20 protein-coding genes are annotated in these 16,796 nt (G+C 70.2%); 8 read left to right on the top strand and 12 right to left on the bottom strand.

Translation table 11 applies throughout. The features are described from left to right. Nucleotides 1-8: 8 nt before the first annotated feature. Nucleotides 9-440 (top strand): NUDIX hydrolase, encoded by a 432-nt coding sequence (locus tag ACWFR3_RS01955; RefSeq protein ID WP_453732560.1) that lies wholly within the window; start codon nt 9-11, stop codon nt 438-440. A gap of 622 nt (nt 441-1,062) precedes the next feature. On the opposite strand, the gene ACWFR3_RS01950 is transcribed toward ACWFR3_RS01955, so the two are convergent. The 3 genes from ACWFR3_RS01950 to ACWFR3_RS01940 are packed head-to-tail and all read right to left on the bottom strand — an operon-like array spanning nt 1,063 to nt 2,077. Further along, nucleotides 1,063-1,389, bottom strand: a complete 327-nt coding sequence (locus ACWFR3_RS01950; protein WP_453732559.1) for a hypothetical protein — start codon at nt 1,387-1,389, stop codon at nt 1,063-1,065. A 33-nt stretch (nt 1,390-1,422) separates the two neighbouring features. Then, nucleotides 1,423-1,710, bottom strand: coding sequence for a hypothetical protein (locus ACWFR3_RS01945; RefSeq protein WP_453732558.1), 288 nt, complete (start codon nt 1,708-1,710; stop codon nt 1,423-1,425). Between the two features lie 19 nt (nt 1,711-1,729). Further along, on the bottom strand, nt 1,730-2,077 hold the full coding sequence (locus ACWFR3_RS01940) for a hypothetical protein (protein WP_453732557.1): 348 nt from the start codon (nt 2,075-2,077) through the stop codon (nt 1,730-1,732). 60 nt (nt 2,078-2,137) lie between these two features. Between ACWFR3_RS01940 and ACWFR3_RS01935 the strand changes: the two genes are divergently transcribed. Then, complete coding sequence (locus ACWFR3_RS01935) at nt 2,138-2,344, top strand: EF-hand domain-containing protein (protein WP_453732790.1); 207 nt, start codon at nt 2,138-2,140, stop codon at nt 2,342-2,344. Between the two features lie 570 nt (nt 2,345-2,914). On the opposite strand, the gene ACWFR3_RS01930 is transcribed toward ACWFR3_RS01935, so the two are convergent. The 3 genes from ACWFR3_RS01930 to ACWFR3_RS01920 form a co-directional block, all read right to left on the bottom strand. Further along, nucleotides 2,915-3,589, bottom strand: coding sequence for a hypothetical protein (locus ACWFR3_RS01930; protein ID WP_453732556.1), 675 nt, complete (start codon nt 3,587-3,589; stop codon nt 2,915-2,917). Then, complete coding sequence (locus ACWFR3_RS01925) at nt 3,586-4,197, bottom strand: RNA polymerase sigma factor (RefSeq protein WP_453732555.1); 612 nt, start codon at nt 4,195-4,197, stop codon at nt 3,586-3,588. Before ACWFR3_RS01925 ends, ACWFR3_RS01930 begins: the two co-directional genes overlap by 4 nt. 379 nt (nt 4,198-4,576) lie before the next feature. After that, complete coding sequence (locus tag ACWFR3_RS01920; protein ID WP_453732554.1) at nt 4,577-5,320, bottom strand: AraC family transcriptional regulator; 744 nt, start codon at nt 5,318-5,320, stop codon at nt 4,577-4,579. Nucleotides 5,321-5,374: 54 nt separating this feature from the next. Between ACWFR3_RS01920 and ACWFR3_RS01915 the strand changes: the two genes are divergently transcribed. Next, nucleotides 5,375-6,589, top strand: coding sequence for an MFS transporter (locus ACWFR3_RS01915; protein WP_453732553.1), 1,215 nt, complete (start codon nt 5,375-5,377; stop codon nt 6,587-6,589). Between the two features lies 1 nt (nt 6,590). Here the strand turns inward: ACWFR3_RS01915 and ACWFR3_RS01910 are convergent, their stop codons facing one another. Then, nucleotides 6,591-7,043 carry a winged helix-turn-helix transcriptional regulator gene (locus ACWFR3_RS01910; protein WP_453732552.1) on the bottom strand — a complete coding sequence of 151 codons (453 nt, stop codon included), beginning with the start codon at nt 7,041-7,043 and terminating at the stop codon, nt 6,591-6,593. Between the two features lie 101 nt (nt 7,044-7,144). On the opposite strand from ACWFR3_RS01910, the gene ACWFR3_RS01905 reads away from it, so the two are divergent. Next, nucleotides 7,145-8,425 carry an MFS transporter gene (locus ACWFR3_RS01905; protein ID WP_453732551.1) on the top strand — a complete coding sequence of 427 codons (1,281 nt, stop codon included), beginning with the start codon at nt 7,145-7,147 and terminating at the stop codon, nt 8,423-8,425. An 84-nt stretch (nt 8,426-8,509) separates the two neighbouring features. Here ACWFR3_RS01905 and ACWFR3_RS01900 read toward each other — a convergent pair whose 3' ends face one another. From ACWFR3_RS01900 to ACWFR3_RS01885, 4 genes are all read right to left on the bottom strand, one after another. After that, nucleotides 8,510-9,868 (bottom strand): hypothetical protein, encoded by a 1,359-nt coding sequence (locus ACWFR3_RS01900; protein ID WP_453732550.1) that lies wholly within the window; start codon nt 9,866-9,868, stop codon nt 8,510-8,512. Between the two features lie 143 nt (nt 9,869-10,011). Beyond that, the gene (locus ACWFR3_RS01895) at nt 10,012-10,758 is read right to left on the bottom strand and encodes a class I SAM-dependent methyltransferase (RefSeq protein ID WP_453732549.1); all 747 of its coding nucleotides are present in this window, start codon (nt 10,756-10,758) and stop codon (nt 10,012-10,014) included. Then, on the bottom strand, nt 10,755-11,447 hold the full coding sequence (locus ACWFR3_RS01890; RefSeq protein ID WP_453732548.1) for a TIGR04282 family arsenosugar biosynthesis glycosyltransferase: 693 nt from the start codon (nt 11,445-11,447) through the stop codon (nt 10,755-10,757). The genes ACWFR3_RS01895 and ACWFR3_RS01890 overlap by 4 nt, the downstream gene beginning before the upstream one ends. Beyond that, nucleotides 11,444-12,148 carry a glycosyltransferase family 2 protein gene (locus ACWFR3_RS01885; protein ID WP_453732547.1) on the bottom strand — a complete coding sequence of 235 codons (705 nt, stop codon included), beginning with the start codon at nt 12,146-12,148 and terminating at the stop codon, nt 11,444-11,446. Before ACWFR3_RS01885 ends, ACWFR3_RS01890 begins: the two co-directional genes overlap by 4 nt. A gap of 202 nt (nt 12,149-12,350) precedes the next feature. Here ACWFR3_RS01885 and ACWFR3_RS01880 point away from each other — a divergent pair, with 202 nt between their 5' ends. Further along, on the top strand, nt 12,351-13,286 hold the full coding sequence (locus ACWFR3_RS01880; RefSeq protein WP_453732546.1) for a response regulator transcription factor: 936 nt from the start codon (nt 12,351-12,353) through the stop codon (nt 13,284-13,286). 6 nt (nt 13,287-13,292) lie between these two features. Next, the gene (locus ACWFR3_RS01875; RefSeq protein WP_453732545.1) at nt 13,293-14,405 is read left to right on the top strand and encodes a sensor histidine kinase; all 1,113 of its coding nucleotides are present in this window, start codon (nt 13,293-13,295) and stop codon (nt 14,403-14,405) included. Between the two features lie 184 nt (nt 14,406-14,589). On the opposite strand, the gene ACWFR3_RS01870 is transcribed toward ACWFR3_RS01875, so the two are convergent. Continuing rightward, nucleotides 14,590-15,675, bottom strand: a complete 1,086-nt coding sequence (locus ACWFR3_RS01870) for an NAD-dependent epimerase/dehydratase family protein (protein ID WP_453732544.1) — start codon at nt 15,673-15,675, stop codon at nt 14,590-14,592. 180 nt (nt 15,676-15,855) lie between these two features. Here ACWFR3_RS01870 and ACWFR3_RS01865 point away from each other — a divergent pair, with 180 nt between their 5' ends. Both ACWFR3_RS01865 and ACWFR3_RS01860 read left to right on the top strand, forming a co-directional pair. Continuing rightward, a complete protein-coding gene (locus ACWFR3_RS01865; RefSeq protein WP_453732543.1) occupies nt 15,856-16,320 on the top strand; it encodes an STAS domain-containing protein in 465 nt (154 codons plus the stop codon). A gap of 33 nt (nt 16,321-16,353) precedes the next feature. Beyond that, nucleotides 16,354-16,770, top strand: coding sequence for a hypothetical protein (locus ACWFR3_RS01860; protein WP_453732542.1), 417 nt, complete (start codon nt 16,354-16,356; stop codon nt 16,768-16,770). Nucleotides 16,771-16,796 lie beyond the last annotated feature (26 nt).

Raw genomic sequence — 16,796 nt, 5'->3', positions numbered from 1 at the left:
CACCGCCCATGAGCGATGCACCCACGCGCGACGCTTCCGTGGTCGCGGCGGTCGACGACGACCACCACGTCGCGATCCTCAGCGCGCACTTTCCCAGACACGGCGGCGAATACCTGTTCCTGCCGGGCGGTCGTCGCGAGGACAACGAGGACGCGGCCACCTGCGCCCGCCGTGAACTCAAGGAAGAAGCCGGCGTCACCGCTTCCCCCTGGAAACACCTGGGCAGCTACGCCATGACGCTCGCCTCAACGGCCCGCATCGACCTGTTCCTGGCGGCCCAGCAGCTCTCCTTGGACGCGCAGGCACTCACCGAAAGCGAACAGGGCTTCAAGCTGGACTGGTGGCCGCTCGATACTGCACTGCATGAGGCCGAGCGAGGACGCTTCCTGCTGCCCGCAGGCCCTCTTGCTCTCCTCCTGGCAGCTCGCTCCACCTCCTGACGACTGCACTGTCTGTACGCCCTTCACGCTCGCCGTCCGGACCGGTGCATAACGCGCCGGGCGGAGCCATGCCGCAGTCGTGAACGCCCACCACCGCATCTTTCGCTCCAGCCGTCTGGACCACGGCGCGGAGGTGCAGGCGCTCGAACCATCACTTCGGGGGCCGGGGAGGGACTACGGCTCGCCACTGTCCCTGACGGAGTTGAGGGGCGACCTGGCGTGGATTCGTGTCCTGAGCCGACGATGCTTACTCGTGTACGACCGCTTTGCTTCACAACAGAGTTGGAGCTCTCGGGCCTCTTCGGAGCTGGTCGGTGAGCACTTCGGCAGTGTCGGTCACTTCGGATCAGGGCGTTCCGCTCTTGTTCGAGCGGGGGGTGTGGTGATCGCGGCCCAATGCCGCGATCACGGGAGGCCGCCATGTTTCTGTCCCTGCCACTCACCGGTGCGCTTTTGTTGAGCGCGCGCTCCGTCTCGGCCGCGTGCGCGCTGGAGGACGTACGAGTCTGCTTTCGCCGTGGGCCCGGCCGTCACCGCCGTGTCGGAAGCGGTCGTCATGCGCAGCGCGGAGGTGCGCGATGAGGCCCGGCATGGACCGAGGCGCGCCGGAATGCCGGCAGCTCTATAGCTGGGGGACGAGTGTCGAGAATCCCGTCGGACTCTCCCCGACGAAATACAGGTAGCCGAAGGAGGCGATCGCGAACTCGGCCGCCGCGATGAGCTTCCGCACCGTGCTGTTCTTCTCCTGCTCCGGCAGTGCATTCAACTCTGATACAAACCGCCTCAGTTGAAGTTCGTTGAACATGGTGTCGCCGTGGCGGTGCACGGCGCGAAGGATGCTTCCCTCCGGTGCCGACTCGCACAAGGCCAGGAACGTCTCCTTGCGGTCCTCGTAGGTCTTGGCCATGCGGCCGTGCACTTGGTCTTCCACGTAGATGACGAGGGGCATGCGGTACGTCTTCCTCCAGAGTGTCGTTCGGGATCAGTCGCCGGAGATAAACAAGTAGCCGTGCAAGGCTGCCGCCCGCCGTGCCATGTCGGCCACCTGCCGGGTCGTGACCGTCTTCCGCTCATCGGGGAGCTGGTTCAGCTCATCCGCGAACTGCCCCAGTTGAAGTTCGTTGAACATGGTGTCGCCGACGGAGAAGACGCCGCTCATGACGCTCCCGTCCGGAGCGGCCTGGCACGCCGAGAGGAAGCTCTCGTCGATGTCGTCCCCCAGTTTCTCGGAGACCCGCTCGTGCGACCGGTTCTGCACATGGATTTCCATCCGCGCTACCTACTCCTCGCTAAACGGCCGGCTTCTCGATCGGGTACATCGTGCGGACGCCTCCCCGCTCGTCCTGCGAGACCAGGAGCCATGATGTCGGCTTCTTGCCGGTCATCTCGGATGTCCGACCGACCAAGGTGCCTGCATCGACGTAACGCTCGTAGTGTCCCTCGTGGTTCGGGCCGACAGGCTTGGACCTGTAGGACATTTCAACGAGCTCGTCGAGGTCGACGCTTTCGTCGAAGACGCCCTTCTTCCATGTGACGTTCGCGCCTCCCTCGCCCGCTTCCCGATACCGGAGATCACGTCGGACGAGAGACCGGATGCCAGAGAGCGCTGGCCCGCTCCTGGACGGGAGCGGGTGCATGGAGGTCCTAGAGTGGGGGCGGTCTTGAAACAGCAAGGAAATGGGGATCAAGTGGTCGACATGACAGCCGCGGCGCGGAAGGTCTTCGAGCGGTACGACGTCGACGGGGACGGACAGTTGACCGCCGAGGAGTACCGGCAGGTCGTCGTGGAGCTCGGCGACACGGGTATCACCGCGGAGGCCGCGCAGGACCTCATCGACGCCATCGACACCGACGGTGACCGGAAGGTCTCGTTCGACGAGTTCCGGGCCTCCATGGGGCTCTGAACGCGACGACACCCCCTGTGCCCCCGGATCCGCTGATCCGGGGGCACAGGCACGTCCGCCTCAGCGGGCGCCGGGTGTTCAAAGGAGGCGTGGAGCAGAGGGGCCGGATACTCCGTGAAGCCATCTATCCGGGGCTCGAGCTGCCACTGGACGCCGCAAGTGAGTACGCCGAGCGGGCGGGCCCAGGCGGCCACCCGGACAGCTACTTCCCGACAGCTACTTCGCGGACGCCACGATCCGATCCTCATGAGATGTCCGCAGGCGGGGGGCGGGGGAGACCGCGCCGTACGCATCTGCCCGGAAGGGGACTCTAGGTTTGGCCAGCAACGGCCTGAGGAGCAGACTCGATCGACCGGACACTGTCCGTGCCTCGTCCGCCCCGACGACTCGCAGGTCGCCGCCCCGCACCCGGCGGCCATCCATGAACCCGAGCGGGGGCGGCACCCGTGAGAAATTCACAGGCGCCCTGCACTCGCACCAGCCCAGCCGGGGCTCGCGTTCTCGGCGAAGCGTGGGCTTACTCGTCTCGGTGTCGACGGCATGCGCTGTCGCGTCTTGTCCGGCCGGGCATCACAGTCCGGTGAGGTGGCGCAGTTGCTGGATCAGTGGGGGCCGGGGGAGTGGGACAGTGCCGAGTTCGGGGTGTTGGCTTTGGGTGATGTGGTCGTGGAGTTGGTCGATGAGGGATGGCAGGAGGAGGGGGGCTGTGGCGCGGTCCCCGCAGAGGTAGGTGGGTTCGAAGTCGTGGCGGATGAGCTGGCGTCCCCAGTGCTCGGCGTCGTGGTACTCGCCGGTCTGGGCATGCTCGAGGAAGAGGCAGTACTCGGCGACGTGGTGGCCGGCGCCGGCGGCGAAGCGCCACCAGAAGCGGGCTCCTTCGGTGTCGTCGGCCAGGTGCAGCAAACAGGCGAAGACCAGGGCGCCGGTCTTGTCGGCGTACTGAGCGGTGATGAAGTCGCTCAGGTGCCGGTCGACTTCGGGGCCGAACAGGATGAGCAGGCTGACCGCCTTGAGGTCCCAGCAGGCGTTGTCGGCGTCGGGGGCGCGGTCGACACGGGGCTCGGTCCACACCGGTGTCCATCCCGGCACGGACGGGGCGCCGGTCGCGCGCCGGCGGTTTGCCTGGCGCTGGCACAGCCGGGTCTCGGCGGCGACGATGTCGTAGTCGACGTAGCGGTCGCGGGTGCGGGCCTTGCCCAGCAGGTCGTCGATGGTGCGGCGGTGGTCGGGCCGTGTGGTGCTCATGTGGTGCTCTTCCGGTAAGTGGTGTCCGGGTACTGGAGGTTCAGCAGGCGGGCGAGGCGGCGGCGCCCCTGGCTGAGTTGGGAGCGGACGGTGGCTTCTTCGGTGCCCATCAGCTCAGCGGCCTTCGCGCAGGTGTAGCCCATGCCGTAGTAGAGGAGGATCGCGTCACGCTGGCGCTCGCTGAGGCGGGTGACGGCCCCGTACAGGGCGATGGTGTCGGTCAGGGCGTCGAAGGGGTCTTCGGCGGTGCCGGCGGCCAGGGCGGCTTCGAAGGCGGCGGTGTCCATCGGCTCGGGGCGGCGCCGGCGCTTGCGGTGCATGTCGATGATGCGGCGCTTGAGGACCGTCCAGGCGTAGCCGTCGAGGTTCTCCATCTCCAGCATGTCCGGCCAGCGGTCCATGACGCGGTCGAAGGTCAGGTCGACGGCTTCCTCGGCGTCGGCGTCGGAGCTGAGCTGCAGGTAGGCGTAGCGCATGTAGTCCTGGCGGTGCTGCTGGTGAAAGGCCCAGTAAGCCATCTGTGCGGTGGGGTCCCACTGGTCTATGGGGACGTTGCGCGGTAAGCCGATCGCTCCGCCGGTCTCGTCGGCCCCGCTGTCCGTGTTCATGGCGTGTCCTGAGGGGTGTCGCCCGAGCGCGCCGGCGGGCTCGGGCGGGCGGAGCTGGTCAAGTTCGTTATCCCGACGCGGACGCCGGCGGTCAGGATCCGGCGGCTGCCTCGGATGAGATCTGGGCCGAACACCCTGATGACGAGCGCGATCTGTACGAGCCACGCTGCAGCACTCTGCTGCACGGGGTCCTCCCCTGTACCTGTTGCGGTTGGGCGCCGCGATTCCCCCCTCGCGGCGCCGGAGACACCTTGCGTCTCCATGTATAAGGCGGCGGAGGGGGCCCGAACGTGCAGACGAAAAGCTGGAAATATTACGGTCAGTAAAGGTCAAGTCACGCCATCTTCGGTCCACTTGCGACAGTGACTCGCCAGTCCGTTCAACCTTTGGCGTGCGTGCCCGGCGTGTGGCCGAACGTGCGGCGGAAGGCGTCGATGAACGCGCTGGCCGACGACCAGCCGCACAGGTGCGCCACCGCGGTGACGGGTGTGTCCTCGGCCAGCAGGACCAGTGCGTGGTGGAGTCGCAACTGGGTGCGCCACTGCGGGAACGTCATGCCGAGGTTGCTGCGGAACAACCGGGACAGGGTCCGGTCGCTCGCCCCCACCTCGCGGCCCAGTTCGGCGAGGGTGCGGCTGTCCGCAGGGGCGGCGCGCAGGGTGTCGCAGAGCGTCCGCAGCAGGGGTGCGGTCGGTGTCGGCAGATGCAGGGGCTCTTGCGGCGAGGCACGTAGTTGGTCCAGCAACACCGCCCGCAGTCGGGCCCGTTCGGGACCGTCGTCCTGTGGCGGACGCGTGTAGGCGACGATCAGTTCGCGCAGCAGCGGGCCCACCGCGAGCACCGTCGGTGTCTCCAGGCCGAGCGGGTTCTCGGTGGCCGGTAGTCCCAGCAGGTGCAGTTGAAGGTGACCGTGTGCCTGATGGGCGTGCATGGTGCCGGCCGGGATCCACAGGGCCCGGGTGCCGGGGGCCACCCAGGAACCGGCGCTCGTGGTGACGGCGAGGACTCCGCGTCCGGCGTAGACGATCTGGTGGTCGTCGTGGCGGTGGGTGTCGATCGCGGCGCCGGGCGCCAGCGACTGGGTGCGGGTCGGAGCAGCCGGTACGTGGCGGATGTTCGTCATTGGCTGGCAGATTATCGGAAGTGCGACACGCGGGCCCGAGTCGACGATGACGGGGTGCGAAAGAATGCGTCCATCACCCTGTTGTCCGCCGGGCACGCCTGCGTCGACCTGTACCAGGGCGCCGTGGCCTCCCTGGTGCCGTTCTTCGTCGCCGAGCGCGCCTACAGCTATGCCGCGGTATCCGGCATCGTGCTCGCCGCCTCCCTGCTGTCGTCGGTGGCCCAGCCGTTGTTCGGCATCCTGACCGACCGCTGGGCCATGCCGTGGTTGCTCCCCGTCAGCACGCTGCTGGGCGGTCTCGGCATCGCGTCGAGCGGGATGAGCGGCTCGTACGGGCTGACTCTCGTGTTCGTGGCGGTGTCCGGGCTCGGGGTGGCCGCCTATCACCCCGAGTCGGCGCGGGTCGCCCGGCTCGCCGCCCGGGGCAGTCACAGCGCCATGGGCTGGTTCTCGCTCGGCGGCAACCTCGGCTTCGCGGCGGCCCCGCTCCTGGTCGCGGCCGTTGTCGCCACCGGAGGTCTGCGCCTGACACCGCTGCTGATCCTTCCGGCGCTGGTCGGCGCCGTGTTGTGTCTGCCCGTGCTGCGTGCCCTGGAGCGGCAGAAGGCCGTCGGGGCGCGTACGGAGGTGTCGGCCGGAGTGGACGACAGGGCGTCGTTCGTGAAGCTGTCGCTTGCCGTGGTGTGCCGGTCGATCGTCTTCGTCGGCCTGAGCACCTTCCTCTCGCTGTACGCGAGGGAACGCATGGGCGGCAGTACGGCGGCGGGTACCGCGGCGCTCTTCGTGCTCTATCTCGGTGGCGCGGTGGGTTCCGTGCTCGGCGGCATGCTGGCCAACCGCTGGGACCGGGTCACCGTCGCGCGACGGGCCTACCTGATCACGGCCGGATCGGTGGCGGGCGTGGTCTTCGTGCCCGGCCCGGCGATGTATCTGTTCGTGGCGCTGACCTCGGCAGGTCTGTACGTCCCGTTCTCGCTCCAAGTGACCCTCGGGCAGGACTACTTGCCGTCCCGTATCGGCACCGCCAGCGGGATCACGCTCGGCCTGACCGTCAGCGTCGGTGGTCTGGTGAGCCCTTTGATCGGCAGCGTCGCCGACGCGGCGTCCCTGCGGACCGCCCTTGCGCCGCTGGTCCTGATGCCCGTACTGAGCTGGCTGCTGTTCCGCACCTTGCCCGAACCGCCTGTCCCACCTGTACCGCCTGTGCCGCCCGGACCGCCTGTGCCGCAGCCCGCGGGAGCGGACCGATCGCCGCTGACCGGCGGCTAGCTCACCGGGCGGAGACCTTGTGGACGGTGGTGTCTTCGGGGTCAAGGCGTCGCCCGTCCGCGGACAGCACTTCGAGTGCGCGCAGGTGTTGCCCCTTGCGGCGGTCGACCAACTCTGAGTGCGGTTCGCCGGGTGCGAAGAAGTTCTGTTCGCCCCACTGCCGCAGCGCCACGATGACGGGGAAGAGCGCCTCGCCCTTCGGGGTCAGTACGTACTCGCGGTAGGCGCTGCCGTCCGATGCGGGGACGGATTCGAGGACACCACCGGCGACGAGATTGCGCAGCCGTGCGGTGAGGATGTTCTTCGCCACGCCGAGGCTGCGCTGGAACTCCCCGAAGCGCCGGCTCCCGTCGAAGGCGTCCCGCACGATCAGCAGGGACCACCAGTCGCCGATCGCGTCCACCGACCGGGCGACAGGACATTCGCTGTCGTCGAAGCGCGTTCTGGTCACCATGGGGCCCTCATTCTCGCGACGGTTGCAACATGCTACCAAAAAGGCTAGCGTCACCCTCGCTCTTTGGTGGCAAGATGAAACCAGGCGGGGGAGGGGTGCTGATGCCCGGCAATGGCGAAAGCAACGGGAAGAGTGGAGACCGCGAAGCGATAGAAGACGTCGGAGACGGCAGGGAAGGCGCCGCGTTCGTCCTGTCCCGTGGCGCCGTCGCGCTCTTCGCCGTCGCTTGCGGGGCCGCTGTCGCCAACGTCTACTTCTCCCAGCCGCTCCTGGTGACCATGGGACACGACCTCGCCATGAGCCCGGCGCTCGTCGGCAGCGTGGTCACCCTCACCCATGTCGGATACGGCCTTGGCCTCTTCTTCCTCGTACCGCTCGGCGACGTGGCCGACCGCAGACGGCTCATCGTGGCCCAATTGCTGTTCCTGGTACTGGCGTTGGTCGTGGTGGCCACCGCTCACACGGCGGTGATCCTGCTCGCGGGCATGGCCGCGACGGGGCTTCTCGCGGTCGTCACGCAGACGTTGGTGGCCTTCGCGGCATCACTGGCCCGGCCCGCCGGACGCGGGCGGGTCGTCGGCCTGGTCACCAGCGGCGTCGTCATCGGCATCCTGCTCGCCCGTACCGCGTCCGGCCTCATGGCCGACCTCGCGGGCTGGCGCTCCGTCTACCTCGCCTCGGCCTCGCTCACCGCCCTGCTCGCCCTGGTCCTGTACCGAGTGCTGCCGAGCCGCAGCGGCGCCGCGCCGACAACCCTGCGCTACGGACAGCTCCTGCGCTCCACGGTCACCCTGTTCGCACGGGAGCGACTGCTGCGGCTCCGGGCCTTGTTCGGGCTGCTGGTCTTCGCCGCGTTCAGCACTTTGTGGAGCAGCATCGCGCTGCCGCTCAGCGAGGCGCCGTACTTCCTGTCCCACAGCGCGATCGGGGCGCTGGGCCTCATCGGCGTCGCCGGCGCCCTGGCCGCCACCGTGGCGGGCCGCCTCAATGACCGCGGACTCTCGCGGCGGACCACCGGCGTCGCACTATCGCTGCTCACCGTCTCGTGGCTGTCCCTGGCCTTCACCCCCAGCTCACTCTGGGCCCTGGCCGCCGGGGTGATCCTTCTCGACCTCGCCGTGCAGGCGGTCCATGTCACCAACCAGACCCTGATCTACGAGCTTCATCCGGACGCGGGCAGCCGGTTGATCGGCGGATACATGGTCTTCTACTCGATCGGCAGCGCCACCGGTGCCATCACGGCGACCACCCTCTACGATTTGGCGGGCTGGGGCGCCGTATGCGCACTGGGCGCCGCGTTCAGTTTGCTGGGGCTGGCGCTGTGGGCGTTCACCCGGCGCCACACCCCGGACACCGTCAGCCCGCTCCCGGCCCGGCGGTGAGCTTCGGCAGTTGCTGGCCTCGTACTGCGCTCGTACTGCGCTCGTACTGCGCCACAAGCTCCGCTCAACGAACCTCGGCATGACTCACCAGCCCGTGAACAGCAGGTGGTTCAGTGCCAGTGCGAGCACGGCCTGTGCGGTGAGCCAGCGGCGTCGACTCACCGTGGGCAGGAGTGCCGTCGCCGCAGGCAAGAACGTGGTGAACGGCAGCCAGATGCGTTCTGTTTCCGCCTTGCTCATTCCGGAGAGGTCGGCCGCCAGCAAGGCAAGGAGTGTGGCCAGGACCAGTACGGTCAAGTGGTCGGTGGGTGTGGTCCGGCCGGTGCGCAGGCGGCCGATCGTGCCGGGGGCGGTCGTCGCCGTCCTGCGGAGGGCTGCCACCGTCGCGGGGCCGATGACCAGCGCCGTGCAGGCGAGGTTGGCCCAGACGAAGTAGCCGTACGGCCTGATGCCGCCCGCGCCCTGGTGGTAGCGCTCGACCAACAGGCGGTACGCCTCCCACCAGTTGAAGCCCGCGAGGGTGAAGGCGAGCGGGGCGAGGGCTGCTCCCGCGAGGAGGAGTGGGAGCGGGCGCGGGGCGCGGGTGATCAGCAGGACGGCGGTCACGACGAGGGTGAACAGGGTCAGGCCGTACGAGAGGTAGCAGACGAGACCGAACAGTAGGCCCGAGCCGAGGGCCGCTGCCGCGGGGGAGCGGACCGCACGTGTCGTCGCCAGTGCGAGAAGGGCGATCATCCACGCCGATACGGCGGCGAAGTAGCCGTCCGCGGAGGCGCCGACCCAGATCGCGGCCGGGGCCAGGGCCAGGAAGGGGGCCGCCCGGCGAGCGGTCGCCTCGTCGGCCAGTGCGCGCAGGGTGATCAGGAAGGCCGCCACGGCGGTGCTGCCCGCGGTGATGCAAAAGGCCCCGGCCCAGGTACCGCCGCCGAGGCCGATGCGGTCGAGGAGGACGAAGGTGAGGGTGGCGCCGGGCGGATGACCTGCCGTATGGGCGGGCCAGGGGGCGGGGGAGTCGATCAGGATGTGACGGGTGAAGTCCCGCAACGCTGCCGGTACGTCCTCGAAGCGGTCGATGACCTGGAGGTATTCGTATTTGGTGGTCAGCCGCTGTGCCACGCCCCGGTGCATGCCGTCGACGAGGGCGAGCGACCAGATCCAGGCCATGGAGGCGGTCCATGCGGTGAGGAGAAAGGGCCGCCAGGAGAGCCGTGCGATGACGGTGGGGGCGTACGCGATCACCATGACGGCGACGGTGAGTGCGGCGGGTGTGCCCGGCCCGAGGTGGGGGTCCCATCGGGCGTACAGCGGTGGCCAGTTGAGGTGCAGTGTGCCGTCCGCCTGCTCGATGGATGCGCCGACGATGACGGCCGCGACGACGAGTAGCGCCGCGGTACCGGCCGCTGCCAGGTCGCGGCGGTGGGCGCTGCGGTTTGTGGTGCTCACGTCTGCACGACAGGGACGACAGGGGCGACAGGCGCGACCGGCATGAGCGGCACGGCAGGCATGGCAGGCGCGACCGGTACGACAGGCGCGGGTGGAGTTAGGGATCCGGGCTTCCGGGGGTGACGTCAGGGCTTCGTCATGACTCATGAGTGATGTGTCATGGGCCTGTTGCGGTTGCCTCCGCCGTGGCGTGCGCGCCGCAGTGCCAGGAACGAACGGCCGCTGGTGCTCCACTGGCCGGCCGGAGACCAGCCGAGCGGACGGGCGTGACGCAGCAGGGCGGGGGTGCCGAGGCGGGCCCAGGGGAACAGTTCGCCCGGTGCGCCTTGCCCGTCGTCGACGTGCACTTCCACCCTCTCGTCCACGTCCATCGGTGCTGCCTCTGCGATCAACAAGCCTTTAGGTGCGACGAGTTGAGCGACACGCTTCAGAAGCGCGGTGGGGTCGCCGCCGATCCCCACATTGCCGTCGATGAGCAGGGCGGTTTCCCAGCGACCCTCGCCCGGCAGCGTGTCGAAGACGGAGCGGAGCAGTGCCGTGCCGCCGAGGCCGAGCGTGTGGTCGACGGCTGCCCGGCTGATGTCGATCCCCAGGACGCGATGGCCCAGTGCCGCCGCCCCGGCCACCAGGCGGCCGGGGCCGCAGCCGATGTCGAGGACACTGCCCTCGCAGCGGCGCAACGCGGAGAGGTCCGCCGCGTCGGCGCTCGCGCACCAGCGCTCGACGTCCAGCGGCAGCAGCCAGCCGTCGCTGCGGCGCAGGAACAAAGGGCCGTGGCCGTTGCGCAGGGCGTTGGTGTACGGATCTGCATGCCAGGGGGCGGCTTCGGGGCCTGTCCTGCCTTCCCTGCCCACCCTGCGCAGGGCGGTGTCCGTCGGTGCGGTGCTCATCGGCCACCGCCCGCGCTGGTGAGTCCGGTGAGTCCGGTCGGTCCGGTGTGCTCGGCTGTCGCCGCGAGGCGGGCGAGCATGGCGGCGAAACGGCTGTCCGGCGCAGCGGCGGCGACTTTCCCGGCGTCTTCCGCGGTGTCGACGTCACGCAGCGGCGGCAGTTCGCGCACCCGCAGCCCGGCGCCGGTGAGCCGGGCCCGTTGCAGGGCGCCCGTGTCGGGCCTCGACATGGGTACGCCGCGCAGCAGTTCGGGATCGGGTTCGGCCAGGCCCAGTGCCCAGAAGCCGCCGTCCACGGCGGGGCCGAACCATGCGTCGCAGTCCTGCCATGCCTCGGGGCCGAGCGCGGGGGCGAGGAGCCGGGGGGTGATCTGGGGGGTGTCCATGCCGACCAGAAGAGCGGGCCCCGCGCAGCCGGCGAACGCCGCGGCCAGCCGCTCGTCCAGGTCGCCCGCGCACTGGGGCACCACCTCGATGCCGGGCGGAAGCCAGGGCCCCGCCTGCCCGTCGAGCACCAGGACACGTCGCCGGGCGGGCGCAGCGAGCACCGCGTCGAGGGTGTCGGCGAGCGAGGCCGCGGCGAGGCCGGCGGCTTCCTCGGGGGTGTAGGGCGGGGTGAGGCGGGTCTTTACGCGTCCCGGCAGTGGTTGCTTGGCGATGACGAGGAGGGTGGTTGCGTGTGTGGTCATGCGGCACCGCCCGACGCCTGCCGCGCACGGCCGGTGAGGGTCGGCTGGGGTGGCTCCGCGAGTACGGCCCGCATGTCGCGTACCGCGTGCCACGTCCCCAGCCACGTCCCCGTGACCTTCGACTTCCCGGTGCGCGGCAGATACGGCACGTCACGCTCCTCGATCCGCCACCCGGCGTCGGCCGCCCGCACGACCATCTGCAGCGGGTATCCGCTGCGCCGGTCGGTCAGGCCGAGCCCGAGCAGTCCCTCGCGCCGCGCCGCCCGCATCGGGCCGAGGTCGTGCAGGCGTACGCCGGTACGCCGCCGCAGCATCCGGGCGAGTGCCACGTTGCCCGCGCGGGCGTGCGGCGGCCAGGCGCCGCGTCCCTGAGGGCGCCTCCGCCCGACGACCAGGTCGGCTGCTCCGTCCGCCACTCTGCGTACGAAGGGCCGCAGCTGATCCGGATCGAGGGAGGCGTCGCAGTCGCAGAAGCACACGATGTCCGCGTCGGACGCCATGAGGCCCGCGTGGCATGCGGCCCCGAAGCCGCGCTGCGGCTCATGCACCACGGTGGCTCCCAGCGCGCGGGCGATGTCCGGCGAACCGTCGGTGGAGCCGTTGTCGACGACCACGGCCCGCCAGGTCGCGGGGACGCGTTCGAGAACCCGGGGCAGCGCGGCGGCCTCGTCGAGGCAGGGCAGGACGACATCGACCTGCACGGCGGAGTGAGCGTCAGGCTCAGCGTATTCAGCGTATTCAGCGTATTCAGCGGGTTCTGCGGAGGGAGAGGGCGTCATGCGACTCACCCTATGAACCTGAAACGGACATATGGGACTTCGGGTTCTTACGAAACAGGGACGTCGGCTACCGGGAGCGGGCCTGACCGGCAGGACCCCGTACGGCAGGTGCGAGGCTGGCCACATGCAGCCACCACCGCAGCATCGCCCGCCCGGCGGGTCCGCCGGACCCGCGAGGTCCGCCGAACCCGCCCGGTCCACCGAACCCGCCCGGTCCACCGAACCCGGCGGATCCGCGGCGCCCGGTCCGCTCCGGGTGCTCGTCGTGGACGACGATCCGACCGTCGCCGAAGTCGTCGCGGGCTACCTCGAACGCGGCGGTTACCTGGTCGACCGCGCCGAGGACGGCCCCGGCGCGCTGGAGCGTGCCTGGGTGTTCCGGCCCGATCTCGTCGTCCTGGACCTGATGCTGCCCGGCATGGACGGTCTGGAGGTGTGCCGCCGCCTGCGTGCCAAGGGGCCCGTGCCCGTCATCATGCTCACCGCCCGCGGCGACGAGGACGACCGGATCCTGGGCCTGGAGGTGGGAGCCGACGACTACGTCACCAAGCCCTTCAGCCCCCGTGAACTGGTCCTGCGGGTGGAATCGGTACTGCGCCGCAGCCGTGCCGCACACGTTCCCGAGGTCGTCGCCACGCTGAGTGCCGCGGGCCTGTGGGTGGATGCGGCGGCACGCCGTGCGACGAAATTCGGTGTCGAACTCGCCCTGACGCTGCGGGAGTTCGACCTCCTCGCCTTTCTGCTGCGGCATCCGGGGCAGGCGTTCGGGCGGGAGGAGTTGATGCGGGAGGTGTGGGGCTGGGAGTTCGGCGACTTGTCCACGGTCACGGTTCACATCCGCAGGCTCCGCGGCAAGGTCGAGGACGATCCCGCCAAGCCGCGGCTCATCCAGACGGTGTGGGGCGTGGGATACCGCCTCGATGTGCCGGAGGTGGGCGGAGGCGCGCGGGACGCCGATGATCCCGCCACCCCTAATCCGCCCGCCCCTTACGACCCGCGCGGCACCCGGTGCGACATCGACCCCCCGGGTGACCCCGTACCGCCCCGAGCCGAAGGCTGACCTCCCATGCAGGACATCCTCGTCATCGCCGTCTTCGCTTTCCTGGGCGCAGCGACCGCCGGGCTCCTCGGCGCCCTGACGCTGCGCCTCCTGCGGCACCGCTCCCTCACGGTGTCGATGACCGTGGTGGCGGCCGTCGCGGTGCTCGCGATGCTGGCCGGGACGCTCGCGGTGGCCTGGGAGATGTTCCTGTCGCCGCACGACCTGACCGTGGTCACCATCGTCGTGGCGATGGCCGCCGCCGTCTCCCTCGCCACCGCGCTGCTGCTCGGCCGCTGGGTGGTCGCCCGCAGCACGGCCCTGACCCTGGCCGCCCGTTCCTTCGGCGATGGCGGCAGCTTCGCGGCCCCGCCCGAGCCCATGAGTGCTGAACTGGCCGTACTGACAAGGGAGTTGGAGTCGACCAGCGCCAAGCTCGCCGAGTCGCGCGAACGCGAGCGGGCCCTGGAACGCTCCCGACGGGAACTGGTCGCCTGGATCTCGCACGACCTGCGCACCCCGCTGGCCGGGCTTCGAGCCATGTCCGAGGCGCTGGAGGACGGTGTCGCCGCCGACCCCGACCGCTATCTGCGCCAGATCCGTACCGAGGTCGAACGTCTCAACTCCATGGTGGGAGACCTCTTCGAACTCTCCCGCATCCACGCGGGCGCGCTTGCCCTCTCGCCGTCCCGGATCTCCGTCTACGACCTGGTCGGCGACGCGCTCGCGGGCGCCGATCCCCTTGCCCGCGAGCACCGGGTGCATCTCGTCGGCGACAGTGTCGAAGCCGTCCCGGTGGAGGTCGACAGCAAGGAGATGAGCCGCGTCCTGGGCAATCTCCTGATCAACGCGATCCGCCGCACACCCGCCGACGGGACGGTCGCGGTGGCCGCGGAGCGCTCACCGGACGGCGTGATCCTGTCCGTGACCGACGGCTGCGGAGGCATCCCCGAAGAGGACCTGTCCCGCGTCTTCGACACCGGCTGGCGCGGCAGCCAGTCCCGCACACCCCCGGCGGGCGCGGGTCTTGGCCTGGCGATCGTGCGCGGCATCGTCGAGGCCCACCAGGGCCGGGCGGCCGTGCGCAATGTGGCGGGCGGCTGCTGCTTCGAGGTCACACTGCCGAGGGCACGGGCCTAGCCGCCGCTCTGCCGAGTCCGGCCGAGTCCGGCCGAGTCCGGCCGAGTCCGGCCGAGTCCGGCCGAGTCCGGCCGAATCCCTCGGTCGGGCCCGCCCCGCCCCCGTACCGCAACCGTCGCGATCGAAGCCATGGCCTCACCGACTCCAGGGGCCTGGTGGCCGTCCCGACCCGGCCCCGACCGGCCTACCCCCGCAGCTCCGCCTTCGCGAACGAAGTCATTCCCTCGGCGAAGTCCACCTCCGCCCGCCACCCCAGCTCCGCCCGCAGTCGACCCGAGTCCGCCGTGACGTGACGTACGTCGCCGAGCCGGTACTCGCCCGTCACCACCGGGGGCGGGCCGCCGAACGCCCGCGCCAGTTCGCGGGCCATCTCCCCTACGGTGTGGGGCTCACCGCTGCCGGTGTTGTACGCGGTGAACGTCCCCGCCTCCCGCTCGCGCACCGCCTCCAACGCCGTCACGTTGGCCGCCGCCACATCCCGTACGTGCACGAAGTCCCGCCGCTGGCGGCCGTCCTCGAATACGCGGGGTGGCTCGCCCCGCTCCAGCGACGATCGGAAGAACGAGGCCACACCGGCGTACGGGGTGTCGCGGGGCATGCCGGGGCCGTACACGTTGTGGTAGCGCAGCGACACCGCACGGCCGCCGCTCGCCCGCGCCCACGCGGCGGCCAGATGTTCCTGCGCCAGCTTGGTCGATGCGTACACGTTGCGCGGGTCGGCGGGCGCGTCCTCGCCCACCAGTCCAGGGGCCAGCTCGGCGCCGCAGTCGGGGCAGTGGGGCTCGAAGTGTCCGGAATCAAGATCGGCGGCAGCGCGCGGGCCCGGCCGTACGACGCCGTGCCGGGCGCACTCGTACCGCCCCTCCCCGTACACCACCATCGACCCCGCGAGCACCAGATCCCGTACCCCGCTCCCGGCCATCGCGGCCAGCAGTACGGCTGTGCCGAGGTCGTTGCAGCCGACGTACTCGGGGGCGTCCGCGAAGTCCTTGCCCAGTCCCACCATCGCCGCCTGATGACAGACCGCGTCCACCCCGCGCAGCGCCTCCCGCACGGCGTCAGGGTCCCGGACGTCGGCGATGGTCCACCGCTGTTCGGCGGGCGGTGCGGACGATGCGGGCGACGCGTGCGGCTCAGGCGGCCGCGTCGTTCCGGCATGGGCGGTGGGCAGCAGAGCGTCGAACACCACCGCCTCGTGCCCCCGTTCGGTGAGGGCTTCGACCACGTGCGATCCGATGAACCCGGCGCCGCCGGTGACAAGTACGCGCATGCCGCCCACGCTAGGCGCGCCGAGCCGGGTCGACGGTCTCCGGCGGGGCTTCGTCATCGGTCGGTAAGAACCGACGGGTACCGACCGGTGGGGAACCGCACGGCGCGCCGGAACGGCATACTGCTGTTGTGCCTTGAATGACCCCTTCTGTAGTCGAGGCGCGGTATGGAGGTGGTCTGGATGACCCTTCACACATCCGTCAGGCAGGGCTGCCTGGTCGTGGAGATGCCGCCGGAAGTAGACATCGGCAACGCCGAGCCGCTGCGGGGAGAGTTGCGTGAGACGTGCCGGACGCTGCTGGACCGCTCCTCGCGGGACCGGGTCTCGGCGGTGGTCGTGGACTGGGCGGCGGCCCCGTTCCTGACCATGGCCGGCGTCGCCGTGCTCGACGACTTCCGGCAGCGGGTGGACGAACGCGGGGTGCCGCTGCGGGTGGTCGCCTCGCGCAGAACGGCTCGCGCGGTGCTGCGCATCGTGGGTCTGAACGAGATGCTGACCGTCCACGACACCCTTGAACAGGCGCTGGCCGGCGGCAAGGCTCCCCGTGAAGGAAGCTCCCGTCAAGGAAGCTCCAGTGGGGGACGTTCCGGAGGGGGACGTTCCGGAGGAGGGCGGGACCGGCCCGAGACGGGGAAAGCCAACTGACCAACTGACCGGGGGCGGACGGACGGTGCGGACATGACCAATGGCGAACGCCGGCGGAGCCAAGGGACCCCGTCGAGTCATCTGGGCGACCACCTGGGTCTGATATCCCAGTTCACCGAGCAGGCACGGGTCGGTCTTGAAAGAGAGACCGACACCGCGCGCATCTTCATGGCGATCTATTCCGGCTTCCTCGTGGAGGCCGGCGCGGGCATACGCTGGCTTCTCGAGCCGTCCCTGATCGAGCGGGCGACCGTCGCCGTCCGCCGCGCGGCTCCCACGGCCAGAGGCTCGGAGACCGACCTGGCGACCCGTCTCCTTGCCACCTTGTGGACGGCGGGCGTCGTCGCGGGCATCGACACCGAGGACTGGATCACAGGCGCCCCGGAACTCCCCGGCATCTGTCTGCGCATGGCCTCCCAGATGGTCGAAGGGGGAAACGCCGGGCCCTGACGGCCCGGGCCCGTGCCTGCCCGTGC

Source organism: Streptomyces sp. NPDC055189 (assembly GCF_053606765.1).
Note: the sequence above shows the minus strand (reverse complement) of the source record. Positions and strands in the feature narration are given on the sequence as shown.

Coding starts and splice junctions, on each gene's coding strand:
- ACWFR3_RS01920 (WP_453732554.1), bottom strand. CDS start 5,320: ATGACGAACATCCGCCACGTACCGGCTGCTCCGACCCGCACCCAGTCG.
- ACWFR3_RS01890 (WP_453732548.1), bottom strand. CDS start 11,447: ATGACCACACACGCAACCACCCTCCTCGTCATCGCCAAGCAACCACTG.
- ACWFR3_RS01955 (WP_453732560.1), top strand. CDS start 9: ATGAGCGATGCACCCACGCGCGACGCTTCCGTGGTCGCGGCGGTCGAC.
- ACWFR3_RS01870 (WP_453732544.1), bottom strand. CDS start 15,675: ATGCGCGTACTTGTCACCGGCGGCGCCGGGTTCATCGGATCGCACGTG.
- ACWFR3_RS01865 (WP_453732543.1), top strand. CDS start 15,856: ATGACCCTTCACACATCCGTCAGGCAGGGCTGCCTGGTCGTGGAGATG.
- ACWFR3_RS01935 (WP_453732790.1), top strand. CDS start 2,138: ATGACAGCCGCGGCGCGGAAGGTCTTCGAGCGGTACGACGTCGACGGG.
- ACWFR3_RS01910 (WP_453732552.1), bottom strand. CDS start 7,043: ATGGTGACCAGAACGCGCTTCGACGACAGCGAATGTCCTGTCGCCCGG.
- ACWFR3_RS01945 (WP_453732558.1), bottom strand. CDS start 1,710: ATGGAAATCCATGTGCAGAACCGGTCGCACGAGCGGGTCTCCGAGAAA.
- ACWFR3_RS01860 (WP_453732542.1), top strand. CDS start 16,354: ATGACCAATGGCGAACGCCGGCGGAGCCAAGGGACCCCGTCGAGTCAT.
- ACWFR3_RS01940 (WP_453732557.1), bottom strand. CDS start 2,077: ATGCACCCGCTCCCGTCCAGGAGCGGGCCAGCGCTCTCTGGCATCCGG.
- ACWFR3_RS01925 (WP_453732555.1), bottom strand. CDS start 4,197: ATGAACACGGACAGCGGGGCCGACGAGACCGGCGGAGCGATCGGCTTA.
- ACWFR3_RS01950 (WP_453732559.1), bottom strand. CDS start 1,389: ATGCCCCTCGTCATCTACGTGGAAGACCAAGTGCACGGCCGCATGGCC.
- ACWFR3_RS01875 (WP_453732545.1), top strand. CDS start 13,293: ATGCAGGACATCCTCGTCATCGCCGTCTTCGCTTTCCTGGGCGCAGCG.
- ACWFR3_RS01895 (WP_453732549.1), bottom strand. CDS start 10,758: ATGAGCACCGCACCGACGGACACCGCCCTGCGCAGGGTGGGCAGGGAA.
- ACWFR3_RS01880 (WP_453732546.1), top strand. CDS start 12,351: ATGCAGCCACCACCGCAGCATCGCCCGCCCGGCGGGTCCGCCGGACCC.
- ACWFR3_RS01905 (WP_453732551.1), top strand. CDS start 7,145: ATGCCCGGCAATGGCGAAAGCAACGGGAAGAGTGGAGACCGCGAAGCG.
- ACWFR3_RS01930 (WP_453732556.1), bottom strand. CDS start 3,589: ATGAGCACCACACGGCCCGACCACCGCCGCACCATCGACGACCTGCTG.